General features: G+C 38.5%; 10 protein-coding genes and 1 pseudogene. 10 read left to right on the top strand and 1 reads right to left on the bottom strand.

All coding sequences use genetic code 11. From position 1 onward, the window contains the following. Window positions 1-198: 198 nt before the first annotated feature. From RI196_RS03175 to RI196_RS03205, 7 genes are all read left to right on the top strand, one after another. The gene (locus RI196_RS03175; protein WP_311066882.1) at window positions 199-2,187 is read left to right on the top strand and encodes a sigma-54-dependent Fis family transcriptional regulator; all 1,989 of its coding nucleotides are present in this window, start codon (window positions 199-201) and stop codon (window positions 2,185-2,187) included. A 233-nt stretch (window positions 2,188-2,420) separates the two neighbouring features. Further along, window positions 2,421-2,849 (top strand): DUF2935 domain-containing protein, encoded by a 429-nt coding sequence (locus RI196_RS03180; RefSeq protein ID WP_063389235.1) that lies wholly within the window; start codon window positions 2,421-2,423, stop codon window positions 2,847-2,849. 458 nt (window positions 2,850-3,307) lie between these two features. Then, complete coding sequence (locus tag RI196_RS03185; RefSeq protein ID WP_130156720.1) at window positions 3,308-4,408, top strand: sensor histidine kinase; 1,101 nt, start codon at window positions 3,308-3,310, stop codon at window positions 4,406-4,408. Then, window positions 4,408-5,043: a response regulator gene (locus RI196_RS03190; RefSeq protein ID WP_044895620.1), complete on the top strand. Its 636-nt coding sequence runs from the start codon at window positions 4,408-4,410 to the stop codon at window positions 5,041-5,043. The genes RI196_RS03185 and RI196_RS03190 overlap by 1 nt, the downstream gene beginning before the upstream one ends. 272 nt (window positions 5,044-5,315) lie before the next feature. Beyond that, window positions 5,316-6,248, top strand: coding sequence for an ABC transporter ATP-binding protein (locus RI196_RS03195; protein ID WP_063389232.1), 933 nt, complete (start codon window positions 5,316-5,318; stop codon window positions 6,246-6,248). Window positions 6,249-6,261: 13 nt separating this feature from the next. Then, a complete protein-coding gene (locus RI196_RS03200; RefSeq protein ID WP_144597369.1) occupies window positions 6,262-7,527 on the top strand; it encodes an ABC transporter permease in 1,266 nt (421 codons plus the stop codon). Continuing rightward, window positions 7,524-8,639 (top strand): ABC transporter permease, encoded by a 1,116-nt coding sequence (locus RI196_RS03205; protein WP_130156724.1) that lies wholly within the window; start codon window positions 7,524-7,526, stop codon window positions 8,637-8,639. Before RI196_RS03200 ends, RI196_RS03205 begins: the two co-directional genes overlap by 4 nt. 40 nt (window positions 8,640-8,679) lie before the next feature. Here the strand turns inward: RI196_RS03205 and RI196_RS03210 are convergent, their stop codons facing one another. Continuing rightward, window positions 8,680-10,377, bottom strand: a complete 1,698-nt coding sequence (locus tag RI196_RS03210; protein WP_130156726.1) for an ABC transporter ATP-binding protein — start codon at window positions 10,375-10,377, stop codon at window positions 8,680-8,682. Between the two features lie 463 nt (window positions 10,378-10,840). Between RI196_RS03210 and RI196_RS03215 the strand changes: the two genes are divergently transcribed. From RI196_RS03215 to RI196_RS03225, 3 genes and pseudogenes are all read left to right on the top strand, one after another. Then, on the top strand, window positions 10,841-11,956 hold the full coding sequence (locus tag RI196_RS03215) for an IS4 family transposase (protein ID WP_311066883.1): 1,116 nt from the start codon (window positions 10,841-10,843) through the stop codon (window positions 11,954-11,956). Window positions 11,957-12,322: 366 nt separating this feature from the next. Beyond that, on the top strand, window positions 12,323-12,811 hold the full coding sequence (rraA, locus tag RI196_RS03220) for a ribonuclease E activity regulator RraA (RefSeq protein WP_066248830.1): 489 nt from the start codon (window positions 12,323-12,325) through the stop codon (window positions 12,809-12,811). Between the two features lie 946 nt (window positions 12,812-13,757). Beyond that, window positions 13,758-14,978, top strand: a pseudogene (locus RI196_RS03225) (transposase). The last annotated feature ends 36 nt before the right edge of the window (window positions 14,979-15,014 follow it).

Here is a 15,014-nt window from a genome sequence, read left to right on the forward strand (position 1 = left end):
TAGACACTTGATATCTTCGAGTAAATACGTTAATAATTGTGGTAACACTTGTCACTTCCTTGCTGATCATCACTGGTGTGTAATTCCTTAAGAACTACGGGGGTGGTAAGTTTTTTGCTTTTAAAGCCCCGAATAAAGTATTTTTATAATCTATTTTCGAAAAATTTTGATAATATGTCCAAGAGGAGGGGGGAGTACATGGGCAATCCATATATATCTATTTTCTCTACGCACAACTTGCCAGATAAAAAAAGAGATTTGGAAACTTTATGGGAAATGTTTGTGGAAAGATCGTGGGAAGATAAAATATCGGGCAAAATACGAAAAAATGTTTTAGATTCTTGGAGCCGCTGTCAGGAAACTGGAGTTGACCCGATGCAATTGCAAACGAAGGCAGCTTTAACAGAATACGAATTAAATCATCTGTTAAAAGGATCTGAGCTATATCAAATTGCGAAACCGATTATTGATAATTTATTTTATAAGTTGAAAGGTACTCGGTATCTTATCACGCTGACGGATGAAAACGGTTGCATAATTTATTTAAAAGGTGAACCGTATGTTTTGCGGGAAGCGGAAAAAATGAATTTCACAGTTGGCATGGACTGGAGCGAAAATGCAGCAGGTACAAATGCGATTGGAACGTGTATCGTCACCCAAAATCCCATTCAAATTTTTTCTGCAGAACACTTTTGTCAAGGATGTCATCCATGGACATGTTCTTCAGCTCCTATCATTCATCCCTTCACAAAAGAGGTCATCGGTGTCATCGATTTTACAGGATTTTGGGAAGATGCTCAGCCTCATACACTTGGTTTAGCTGTATCCACTGCACAAGTGATTGAAAAACAGCTTGCATACGTCTATATGAAAGTGAATAACTATTTAATAGATTATTTTTTTCAATGCGCAAATAAATGGAAAAACGATCATATTCTAGTACTGAACCATGCCTTTTATGTTGTGAAGAGCAGTGAAAAGCTAAAGGAATTATTTAACCTGAAACATGCAGGAGATTTGGCGGTAAATCCTGATTTTCATCCTTTAATAAATGAGATGAAAAGGATGTCCAAATTCTCTGCGAAAAACGATATTTCCAGCGATTTGATGGTTCGAGATTTCAAGGTTTTAGCAATCGAGCCGATTCATTTTAAAGGGGAAGTTGCTGGATATATGGTCGTGTTGAAGGATAACAAAAAGGTATTCCGTACCACTGCGCGATACATTCTCAAGGATGAACCATGGAACGATATTATTGGGACATCGGATGCATTGTTAACAGCACTAAACAAATGTTATAAAGCTGCTCCTTCAAATGTTCCGATTCTTCTGTTGGGAGAAAGCGGTACAGGAAAGGAAAAAATTGCAAAATCAATACATCAATCTAGTCAGAGAAGAGACAAACCTTTTTTAGCAATAAACTGTGGCGCAATTCCGAAAGAATTGATTGGAAGTGAACTGTTCGGTTACGAAAGTGGAACTTTTACCGGAGGTTCGAAAGAAGGGAAGAAAGGAAAATTTGAGGAAGCAAACGAAGGAACCTTGTTTTTAGATGAAATCGGCGAGATGCCGCTAGATCTGCAAGTCCATTTGCTTAGGGTGCTGCAAGAAAAGGAGATTATGAGGCTGGGTTCATCTCAAACGATTCCAATCAATGTGAGAATTATTGCTGCAACGAATAAGAACTTATATGCCTTGTGTAAACAAGGGCTTTTTCGCGAAGACTTATTTTTTAGACTTAACGTTGTTACGGTTAATATTCCTCCTCTTCGTGAGCGAAGGGAAGATATTCCTCTGATTGCTGATTATTTCTTAAAAAAATTTGCAAAAAAGTATGCGAGAGAATCCCTTTCCATTGCGCAAGAAACTTTAAATTACTTTTTAGAATATTCGTGGCCCGGCAACATAAGAGAAATGCAAAATGTCATTGAGTATGCCGTCATATTTAGTGATTCTCCTGTTATTAGGATAGAAGACTTACCGGCATACTTTATTGAAAACAGAATGAGCCTCTCCATCAATAACCAGCTTAAAGATTTATCTTTAATTGAAATCGAAGAGCAAAAAGTGCTTGTCAGGCTTTTAGAGGAAACAGGCTGGAATTTATCAGCTGTCGCCAAAAAAATGAATATTGCCAGGTCCACTCTTTATCGGAAGTTAAAAAAATATCAGCTAAAACAAACATAAGCCGATTTTCTCGCGTAAATCCAATCATATTCACTAAACTCTTCACATGTCATCACATCTCAAATTTTTTAAAACAAAAAAATGCCTAGGCAAGGCGCTTTTTTTTTACGGTGTCATAGTTAATAGAAGCTAGTGTGTTGAAAATAAAAAGATCCTCAAATAGCATGAGCTATCATACCTTATCCATTCCTTCCATACAATTGAAATGAACGACGATCATGGGAGGATGGATGATGCAATTTTATTACGGTCAGCAAATGCCGCTTCGCATATTGGATGAAGCGGAGTTTTGGAAGCATCAAGAGGAAGAGCATACTGTTGTGATCCGAGAGCTGGTGGCAAATTTAGAGCAAAACTATGTAGATGCTTTGTTAAATTGGGAAGAAGAATTGTCGAAGACGCATCAAAAGGTTGTGCGCTATATTGAGTCTGTCATACGCTCCCCTTACTATATTCCAGCAAAGCTTTATCAACGAGTATTGAATTTGGTGTCATTTTGCTTAAAGCAAAGTCTCGATTTTATTAAATTATGCCGGCAAATTAAAACGGAAAGCGCTGCTGTTCGAAAAAATCCGACCGCCAAAGTTGTTTTGAACCATATTATTCGTGAATCAGAATATTTTGTCGGCATAGCGCAAGTGCTGTTGTATGGCAGCAAGTAAATTTTCAAGGGAATTCCTTTTTGAAGGAGTTTCCTTTTTGTTTTCCTGGATTTTATTATTATATCTATTATGTGTAATTTCGAGAGTATGAGGATATTTTTACATACTATGGAATACTAGTAAGAAAAAATTTTATTTATAAAAACCGCTGGAATATTGATTTTTATGCGGTTTTTACATTAACTAATTAGATATAGGAATTGTTATTGTTAGTTATAGGATTTAGTTAAAGACATCGGTTAGATTAAACCGGTGTCTTTAATTATAGAGGTTGTTATTTAGAAATGTTGAATTCTAAAATCACAGGGTAATTATTTTGGAGAGAATAAGGGAGAAGTTCAGTATTTTAATTAATTGGTACATGATTTGAGAAATGTCCGACATTTCTTTTGAAAAGCCGTTGACATTCTTTTATAGTTTCAGTAGGTTGATAGTAGATTACAAAGGGTGGGATGTCAGTGAAGGCTTTTTTATTCAGAGTGTTCGTTTTTGCCGTTTTATGGACGTACTTTTTATTTTCAGCTTTTTTGGATCATTCAGCACATCTCACCTTATTGGTATTTTTAAGTGCTTGTACAATTGGCTGCTATTTTTTTCTGCCTGTTGTCAAAAATACTCTTCTGTTGTACATCATCGTGGATCTTTTTATTTTGTCAGCGGGATGGCTTCAGTCTGCTGCAGGCAATCATGCCTCTCTTTTATTAATTTTATATCTTTATGTCGAAGCGATTTTTCAGCTAAAAAAACAGCCCTTTCGTCTGTTTGCCGTCATTCATGTTTCTGTTTCGATCCTGATCGCCTTATTCCTTCCTAATCCTTTTGAATGGCTGACGGCGTTTGCTATATTTACTTTCATTTCTGTTGTTTTAAATGAATATATCTTTGAAAGGAAGGAACAAAGGGAGCTGTATGAACAACTATTGGGAGAATATAGAGGATTAAAGCGTATCAGCTATGAAAACGAGCGGTCGGCCAGATTGGAAGAACGAACGAGAATTGCCCGTGATATTCATGATTCTGTCGGGCATAAATTAACGGCATTGCTGATGCAGCTTGAGATGCTTTCGATCAAAGAGAAAAGGAAGGAATATGAAGAATTAAAATCTTTAGTTCGCGAAAGTTTAGAGGAAACGAGACATGCAGTTAGGGCGCTAAAAATGGATGAAAGTGAAGGGATTTCGTCAGTGCTTCAGCTCATTCGCAAGCTGGAATCGGAAAGTCATATTATGGTGCATTTTACGACGAAGCAAGGGGTTTTATCGGCCCGTCTTACTAATCAGCAAAATGTCGTTTTGTACCGAGTCATCCAAGAGGCGCTAACGAATGCGATGCGGCATGCGCAATCAAGGGAAGTGTATATCATATTAGGAAAAAATGCGATCGGTGACTTGGAATTTACGATAAAAAACCGGATATCGGATGCCAAACCGTTTCAAAAAGGCTTCGGTTTAACGAATATGAAAGAGCGTGTGAAAGAAGCTGGAGGAAGCTTGAACATATTTCAAACAAATGATGAGTTTGTTGTTCATGGGACTTTGCCAATAAAGGAGTATGAATGATGACCATCCGTATTTTACTTGTTGAAGATCAAGCCATTGTCCGCCAAGGCTTGAAAATGATGATCGAACAGGACGAGCAATTAAAAGTAGTCGCGGAAGCTGAGCATGGGTTAAAAGCAATCGAAATAATGGAAAAGACAATTGTAGACCTGATTTTAATGGATATTCGCATGCCAGTTATGAACGGAGTAGAAGCGACTAAAAAAATAAAAGAGCGGTGGCCTGATGCGAAAATTCTTATTTTAACAACGTTTAATGATGAGGAATATGCCGTACAGACGTTGAAGGATGGGGCAAGCGGTTTTTTGCTGAAGACATCTGAACCGGCAAAGCTGATTGATGCGATACATAGCTGTATGAAAGGCGGAATGTCCATTCATGAAGATGTAGCGGCAAAAATGGTACCGAAGCTGCTGGAAAAGCCAAAAAAAGAGATGGTGAACGTTCCTTTAACACCGCGTGAGCTGGCGATTGTGAAGCTTGTCGGCGAAGGAAAAACGAACAAAGAAATTGCGTCTGACCTTCATTTGTCCATCGGAACTGTCAAAAACCATATGACGCAAATTTTAAATAAGCTTGGGCTGCGGGATAGAACACAGCTCGCTATTTATGCCATTAAACATGATATTTGCTAGCTGTTTGATTAGGATCGGCTATTTAGGCCGGTCTTTTTTTGTATTGAAATAATGCCGTGAAATTTTAAAGCTCTATGTTAATGAAGCGTTCATAATTGAAAAATGTTTGCTTCGACTCGGAATGTTTGCTGATTTTCAGCGCTATTCCTAGAGACTTTGTAAATGTATGACCTAAGTCATAGTTTTTCAGTGAAAAGAGTGACTGCAGATAGTATGTGAGAAAGTGCGGACGCTGTAATATACAAATAGAACGTTGAGAGGGAGGATAAAAAATGCTGGAAGCTGTTGAAATAACGAAAAGGTTTAAACAAACGCATGCTGTAAACGGTGTGAATTTATTTTTGGAAAGAGGGGAAATCATCGGGCTTTTGGGGCCAAACGGCGCCGGCAAATCGACCACCATTTCAATTATTTCTACTCTGATTCCGCCGACAAGCGGTGATGTTCGTTTGAATAACGAAAGTGTCATCAAAAGGCCGGAAAAGCTCAGAAAAATTTTAGGGGTTGTACCGCAAGAAATTGCATTATATCCCGATTTATCAGCGCGGGAAAATTTGCTGTTTTTCGGCAAAATTTATCGGCTGTCAGGTTCGCAATTAAAACAGAAGGTAGAGGAAGTTTTGGAAATGATCGGTTTAACGGATCGCCAGCATGATCTTGTTAAAAATTTTTCAGGCGGAATGAAGAGAAGATTGAACATCGGGGCTGCCTTGCTGCACGAACCTGAATTGATCATTATGGATGAACCGACAGTCGGCATTGATCCGCAATCAAGAAATTATATTTTGGAAACGGTCAAAAGGTTAAATAAGGAGAAAAAAATGACCGTATTGTACACGAGCCATTATATGGAGGAAGTCGAATTTTTATGCAATCGCATTTACATTATGGATAAAGGGAATATTTTGGCGGCCGGTACTAAAGAGGAGATAAAAAATATTTTATCGGCAGAAAACACAATCCAAATTACTGTCGAGCGCGTGAACGATTCATTTATTCAAGCGCTGCGTGATCATCCGGTTGTCAATCGCGTGACTGTGCAAGATCGGGTAATTACCGTATTAACGCCAAAAGAAGCGAATGCTTTTTCCATATTGTTCAAAATTGCTGAGGAAACAAACACAATGTTGACATCTATCGAGATTAAAACACCTACTTTGGAAGATGTGTTTCTTCATTTAACTGGAAGAGCATTACGAAATTAAAAGGGTGATGATCATGATTGGACAATTTATTAAGAAACAATTTTTAATAATGATCCGCAATAAGCAGGAATTGCTTCTTCTATTAGTAATGCCGTTCACTCTTATATCTATTTTAGGTTTTGCGCTCACAAGTGTAATGGACAGCAAAAAAATGGATATTCAAGCGAAAGTAGCGATTGTCGAACATGGCAATGAACAAGAGGACTTCGAAAAATTCGCCAACGACGTAAAAAACGTGCAAATGCCGGATGAGGAAAAGGAATTTCTATTAAAACAAGTGGAAAAAATGATGCCTATTTCCATTTTAAAACAAGAAATTTTAGGCTCAAAAGGGCTGGAACCGTATATACAAATGGCAGAGTTTCAGCCTTCTGAATTGGAGGAAATTCGTGAAAATGACAAATATACAGTCATTGTTGAAGTGCCGGAGCATTTTTCATACACGTTGTTAAACCATTTAATATTTGGCGAGAAAACGAAGCCGAAGCTTAGTATATATGTCAACGAAGGCAAAGAAATTACAGCCCAATTTGTTCAAGAGCTCATCACTGAATTTCAAGAGCAATATTCTTTGATTTCTAAACTGGATCAGGCTGGCTTAAACGAATCACTTGAACTGCCTGTCGCAAAAGTAAAGGGAGAAATGGAAACCGTGACAAAACGGGAGCCAATTAATTCTTTTACTTATTATACAGTCGGCATAAGCGTTATGTTTGTGTTGTATCTGGCCTCGTATATTTCGTCTCATGCTTTGCAAGAAAAACAGTCGAACGCATTCCATCGTTTGTTGCTTGCCAATGTACCGAAAAATTTATACATGGCTGCTATTTTCATAACTTCCTTGATCATTGCCTTTTTTCAGCTCTCCTTGTTATATGCTTTAGCAGCCGTTTTTTACAGTGTCAAGTGGCCGGATCTCGTCTCGTTTATCATTGTTACGCTTGCTCTTTGTGTGGCAGTCGGAGGAATAGGAACCTTTTTAACATCATTGAGCTATCGAATAAATTCAGATAATGTTTCCATTTTCTTCTCAAGCGGAGTCGTTTCTATTTTGGCTTTTCTTGGCGGCAGCTATTTCCCGGTTTCGCAAATGTCGGAATTTATGCACAAATTGGGGGATATGACGCCAAATGGAGCCGGCATGACAGCTTATTTAAAAATTTTGCAAGGCTATGATCTGTCGCAATTTATTTGGACTGTCATATACTTATGTCTTTTCGGTTTTGTTATGTTCGTATTGAGCTTGCTAGTTTTCCCAAAAAGGGGTGAAATGGCGTGATCGGAGTTTTGACAGCAAAGCTGCGTCTTTTTATCCGGAAGCCTTGGCTATTTTTAATGGTGTCGATCCTTTCTGTCGTTTTTGCTATGCTCATCAGTTCCGTAAACAAACAGACTATAGTTGTCCCAGTATACAGCGCACTGCCTGAAAGTGAAGTGAAGGAAATCATTCGCTCTCTTGAGCAGTATAATCTATTTTCGTTTAAAAGGATGAAAAAAGAGGAAGTTGAAAAGCTGGTTGGCGAAGGTAAGGCGGAAGCAGGTGTGGAGCTTAAAAAGGACGATTTCCGCATAATCGTTGCTTCCAATACCCCCAATAGCTATTTGGTTCAGCAAACGGTTCAAAAAGTTTACGCAAAAGCATTACAATCCAAGTCGATCATCGATCAGGTGAAGGAAAAACAAGGAGAATCAAGCGCAAAGCAAGTGGCAAAATCGCTTGCGGAAGCGAAAAACGATCCGGTGTTTACCGTAGAGACAAAACATTTCCGTGCGGATGAAACTGTTATCATCAACAGCAAAATGCAATCGATTTTCGGCAGTGTCTTATTTTTTGTCATTTATACGATTGCGTACAACGTTTTCAATATATTAATGGAAAAGCGAAACGGCATTTGGGATCGAATGATTTTGTCGCCGGTCAAAAAATGGGAGATGTATACCGGAAATTTAATTTACAGTTTTGCAACCGGCTATATTCAGGTGGCGCTTATTTTTGCAGTCTTTCACTTTGTGTTTGATGTAGATTTCAGCGATAAATTTTGGTTTGTGCTCGTATTGCTCATCCCTTATGTACTGGCAATTGTCGCAATATCAATTTTTATAGTAGGAATTGTCAATAATGAGCAGCAGTTTCATGCGGTGCTTCCGCTTGTTTCTGTCAGCATGGCGATGCTCGGAGGAGCTTATTGGCCGCTGGAAATTGTTTCTTCGGATGCACTTCTCTTGCTTTCAAAATTTGTCCCCGTTACGTATGGAATGGACCTGTTAAAAGGGGCGGTAGTTTACGGCTACTCATTCAGCGATTTGCTCTATCCGATGAGCATCCTATTCTTGATGGCTGTTGTGTTCATGGGGTTAGGGATCAACATTATGGAGCGGAAACGGGCTTAAGCGGTCAGCTTCCATTTGTAAATTATATGCGGCTCCCGCCTTAATCGTTGGCGGGAGCAAAATTTTGCATTTGTCGGCTGACAAGCTTTTGATACAACGGATGGGACTGCAACAGCTCATTATGTGTTCCCTGACCGGTAATTTTACCATTTTCGAGGACGATGATTAAATCTGCATTAATAATAGTTGAAAGTCGATGGGCGATGACAAATGTTGTACGATTTTTCATAAGATGAAGGAGAGCGTTTTGCACTTTTTGCTCGGAGTTGCTGTCTAAATTGGATGTAGCTTCATCCAGCAGAAGAATTTTTGGATTTCTCAACAGTGCCCTCGCGATGGCAATGCGCTGACGCTGCCCACCGGATAGCTTGATCCCTCTTTCGCCGACTTCCGTTTCATAGCCGTCTTGCATTTGTTCGATGAATTCATCTACATTAGCCAATTGCGCGGCTTTTCTCACTTCTTCTTCGCTGACTGTACGATTTAGCCCGTAGCAAATATTTTCACGAATCGTGCCAGACATAATCGGGCTTTCTTGAGAAACGTAACCGATCTGTTGGCGCCACTCAAAAAGCGGAAATTCGCGAATGTCGGTATTCCCTAATTTTATTGCCCCGTTTGTTGGCTGATAGAACCGTTCAATAAGGGAAAAAATAGTTGTTTTACCAGCACCGCTTGGTCCGACGATCGCGACGGTTTGGCCGGGCTTCACTTCAAAATGAACGTTTTGCAAAATCGTTTTTCCTTTTTCATAAGCAAACGAGATGTTTTGAAACACGATTGGTTTATGAACATCAATTCTTGTATTTCCATTATTATGTTCTGTTTCTGTATTCAAAAGCTGCTGAATTCGTTCTGTCGCACCCATTGCCTTTTGGAAAGCTGTAAAAAATCCTGCCATTTGGCTAAAAGGTACAATAATTTGCACCATATATATTATGATGGCAACGAGCGAACCTGCGGATAATTCCCCTCTGGCAACACGAATTCCTCCATAGCCGATAATGACGACTAACACCGCCATAATAATCGTTGTCATTAAAGGTGAAATAATCGCTTGGATTTTTGCTTCCTTCAAGCCGAATCGGAACAACTGCTGAATTTTTTGATTTCCGTTTTGTTTTTCGACAGGTTCGGCAATGTTTGATTTTACCAACCGGATATCGCTCAGCACGCGGCCTAGATTGCCGCTGAAAGTGGCCATTTCGTCTTGGGTTTGCATGGAAATTTTATAGATTTTCTGTCCAAGTGGAAGAACCAATACGATAGCAAGCGGTACAAAAATAAACAGAATGAGCGTCATTTTCCAATCAATGATAATTAAAATAGCGACAGCCCCTAAGACCGTAACAATTCCTGAAACGAAATTAGCTAAATGCTCGGTCACGAGCGACTTTACTGTATAAGTGTCCTGTGTTATGCGGCTCATCAATTCTCCAGATTCATGGCGGTCAAAATAAGGTATCGGCAAATACAGCACATGGTTCCAAAGCTTTGAACGGATTTTTGCCACAATATATTCGCCAATATAAGACATAAGATAATAGGAGAAGCCTGATGTAGTTGACTGAAGAATAAAAACTGCAATCAATAAAAAGATTAAATGAGTTTCAATACTTGAAGTTGAAAAACGATCAATCAAATCCCGTGTAAAGATCGGAACGACTAATCCTGTAGCTGCTTCCAAAAGACTTAATACGATTGCCGCAACAAAAATCCAGAAAGGAGGGTTAGCCATTTTTATCAACTTTTTAAAATTTTGCCATGAAGTTTGATTTTTTTCAAAATTCTCCACAACGAATCTCTCCTTTACGTTCGGGCCATTTTGAATCAGGATTGCTGGATAGCTTCTCTCCTTCTTAGTTTTATCTTAAAACCTGACGTAACGTTAGAATCAATATATTTTTTGAAAAAATTGATTTAAATTTTGAAATTGTATGGAAAGGAAGAATTGCGGCTGTCTAAGTGGAACAGATTTGACGGCTCAGTCCTTTTCATATCATTAAAACGGTTACATGAAGCCCGCCTCTAAGCAAGTGGGAGGGGGGAGTTCATCGAAATCACTAGCATTGCAGTAATTAAATCTGATGATTCAAAATGCTAAGAATGTTCAATTTTTTATTGATTTCAAAACAAAAAAATCCTTTACAATGGAAGTACAGGTGGTTCCTGTCCAAATCCAATCGTAAAGGATAACCGTTATGGACAAGAATACACTAATTTCATCATTTGGTAAATGGGTTTCACCCATAAATATTCAAAAACTTAGCGAACAAGTCAAAGAATTGAAACAGGACTATTACACAAAAAAGCTGACAACAGAAGCCTATATTAAACTTTTATTGGTAGCCCAGCTGCTCGAATTTACGAGCTTAGAGGAAATGAGTGATGCACTTGTAGACGAAGATCTTCAAAAAGCACTCGGATTTGAATCGATAAGTGCCTCTCAGCTATCCCGAAAAAACAATCAGATCAACCCACTAATTCTTGCAAATTTGTTCTTGGATCTTGTTTGGAAAATTCAACGGTACCATTATCAAAACGGAAAGAATATGCCACTGAAAATCATTGATTCAAGTACACTCCCGTTGAATTTGACCCATTATAAATGGGCAAAATTCCGTAAAACAAAAGCTGGTGTAAAGCTACACTTACGGCTCGTTTTCATGGATAAAGACACCGTCTATCCTGAAAAAGCAGTGATTACGACAGCAAAAGAACATGACCGAAATCAACTCGAAGTCCTAGTGGATGATAAAGAAGCCATGTATGTGTTTGACCGCGGTTATGTGGACTATGAACGTTTTGACCGGATGACAGATGATGGCTATTTCTTCGTTTCAAGACTGAAGAAAAACGCAGTCATTCGTGAAGTCTATACATTTTCACTTCCTGATGATTGTCACGTTCTATCCGATAAAATGGTCTACATTGGTACCACACAAAATCGTACTGAAAATGTCTATCGTCTACTAGAAGTTATGGACACAAAAGGGAACTTACTTCGTTTCATCACCAACCGATTTGATTTAAAACCAGAAGAGATAAGTGATATTTACCGATCTCGCTGGGCTATTGAACTCTTTTTCAAATGGCTCAAGCAACACGTAGAAATTAAGCACTTTTATGGAATGAGTGAAACAGCTATTCAAAATCAAATTTTCTTAGCCCTTATCACGTATTGCTTACATGTTCTCATTCAATTGGAGATGAAAAGTAAGAAATCCCTACTTCGAATTACTCGTTGGTTAAAGAGAGCTCTGTGGAAACCAGCTTATGTTTGGTTGCGAAAATTTGATGGGCGAGCCAGTCCATAATCTCCCTTTTGTCGTTGTCGCTCTGGTTTAACTGTATATATTTACCAAATGGGCAGTGCCACCTTTCTTTAGGTTTTGTCTTTTTGGCACAAATTCACAAAAAATAATTAACAGAAAATTCTAACTATATTTATGCAATGCTAATGCATCGAAATATTTTAAAGAAAGAATTAATGAATCACTAAGTGCAATAGAGAAGAGTTTGGCTTTGTGTTGCGCCGGCTAGTATCCAGCAAGCCCGGCCAAACAACGAAAAGCGAGCGCGAATCTTGACCTTTGATTATTTTTTCAATTTGAAAGGGATTTACTTCTTGGTTGTCAAAATATATTTTTGTATCAATCATAGATGGGAAAGGAGAATTCATCATGAAAACTGCTGATTTATGCGATCAATATTTAGAAAAGCTTCAAGTTTGTAAATTGCCGCTTATCAGTTATGGGGGAAAAAAGAAATTTTCAGGTCCAATTGCAACGGTTGAAGTGTTTGAAGATAATGTGCTAGTTCGTCAAGCTCTAGAAACGATCCCAAAAGGTTCAGTTCTTGTTGTGGATGGAAAAGGTTCACGAAACTGCGCGCTTTTAGGAGATCGTTTAGCTCAGATTGCATGTGAACGTGAATTATCTGGCGTGATTATAAATGGATGTATACGCGACTCCGCTGAAATTGCGACGATGCCGATTGGGGTAAAGGCACTCGGCACCTGTCCGGTTAAAAGTAAAAAAGAAGGGAAAGGAAGCCGTGATGTCGCACTTGAATTTGGTGAAGTGCGCTGGACCCCAAATGCGTATGTGTATGCTGACAATGATGGCATTGTTGTTTCGGAGGAGTCCCTAAATATCGATTCATTTGATTGATTCGCATACCGTCATTATGTAGGAATCATAGTAAAGGTACGCATAAGTGATAAGCAGTCAAATGATACAGAATACAAATTGAAAAAAATGTTTTTTTCTAAATACATGCGTGTACAGCAGCATACATAATAACAACAGTTCAGCAATGTAAGATTTATGGATATAAGTCAGATTTTTGAACACAAATTTTTTCATGAAGTTCCTGTCCGTATAAGTGTGGTAAGGCAGTGACACTCGACAATGAGCCTCTGCGGGCGTGATTCTTCTGTCAAGAAGGAGATGTGTAAAACATCGGCAGGCAATCATGTCCGTTGCTCCAGTAAAGTTGCTGTAATCTCCATTCTATTTAATGTATATTAAATGTACGTTTTTTATTGGTATTGACGATTTAAAAAAGAAATAAAAGATTTTCGGGTCGTTTTTACTGTAGAAGCGGAAAAACAAATTGACAAAAAATTCAATGTAACTAAGACATTTTCCATAAAAAGGGGTGTGATATACAAAATTACTCCTCAGAGCTGAAGGATTTCTACTTCACTTGATATGACGGGTACTAGCCCGTTCGCAACTTTATTATAGAGAGTAAAGGCATATATCCTTATTTGGTAAGCCCAAAATGCTTCAAATAGTCGAGAAGAGAATACTGGTGAGATGGCACATACATTCTAAAAAGAACATTGTAATTACTGTTTGAGGAAAGAATATACAAACTAGGGGGAAACAGAAGAAATTGAAACCATTTATGTACTTTTCGTAGTAGATTAATAGGGTAACTTGACAAGCTCTTTTATCGATTGTTACAGTTTATTCATAAAATATCAAAGCAGTGTGCTAGTAATTTTACTTTTTACTGTAGATGGGCAAATGAACTACATAATCTGTAGGTGAGCAAATTATCTAACAAATATTTACATCCAAATAAGAAAATAGGCATGCCCCCGCCTCCTTGGTTAAAATAGATGTGCCAACAAACCATTTATACAAGAAGGTTCATGTCTTATGAATAGATTAGCACATTGGCACTTTATTTATTAAAAACCTATCATGAAGCATTCCGTTCATCTTGAAGATGCGATGATTATGAAAGGCTTTCTAAAACATTTACTGATCACTACCTGGGAACTTTCACCGAATCATCGCTCGACACTTAGCCATTTTTCTCAAAAAAACCTGGAATGAAGAGACATTACTTCGCAAACTCAGTATCAGTAGGGGATGCTTCATCGCATTGAACGCATTGCTAAACATGAAAATCAATCCATTTTTGTTTCGCTCGACGATACAATTTGGCAAAAAAAAACAAATCCTTCGTCACGGACAAAGCATATCATTCAAGGATGTTGATTGGAATGATTCTCACGCCGATAAATAGTTAATCTGGGTACATTCTCTCGCTTGGCTCACGGTTCATGTGATGACTCAAGACTTTCTCTTTCGTGTTTCGCCCCTACGACAATACGGCTGGGGAAAAAAGTGGAAACTTGCGGTTGAAATGCCTTCTTCTTTGGATGTGAACCGTCCCGTTTATGTGCTAATGGACTCTTGGTATCAATCTCAAACGCTCATGGAAGCTTGCTTGAAAAAAAGATTCCACGTGATTGCAACGCTCAAGACCAATCGTTTTTTATCCAAAAGACATGGCGGTTCAGGCAAAGGAGTTTGACCACTCTCTTTGAAAGACACTCATCTCGTCCATGGTGGGAGAAGAACGTTATCGCGTTGACCGCTACGAAGGGGCGCACAAAAGTATCAGATATGCCGTGGTGCTACTCTGCTTAAAAAGACGATCAACCATGACGCTTGACAATCTTCATTGCGTTTTGAGTACCGATCGAAAGCTATGTAACAAAGACATCTTTGCGCTACTATGTCGACGTTGGTCGATCGATTCTTTTTCCATCAAGCGAAAGACCACTAAGCCCGATGGGTACCGTATTAGCAGGCGTTGGGCGGTGAAACGGTATTGGATTCTAGTTTTATTAGTTTATGTGTACAGTATGACGAGAAATCCAACAGCGACTTTAACTAGAAGGGACGCATCTTTGTCGAGTTTATTTATCAGAAAACAAAGCAAGATACTCCCAAAAAAACAGTTTCATATAGCAAAAGGGATACTTGTTTGTTGTTTTTTTTAGATGACAATTGTTGTGTAATTTACATGGCGTAACTATAGTTATTTATTGTATTTTTAAAGTAAGGGAGT

The organism is Aeribacillus composti, from assembly GCF_031760945.1.
Classification (GTDB): domain Bacteria; phylum Bacillota; class Bacilli; order Bacillales; family Aeribacillaceae; genus Aeribacillus; species Aeribacillus composti.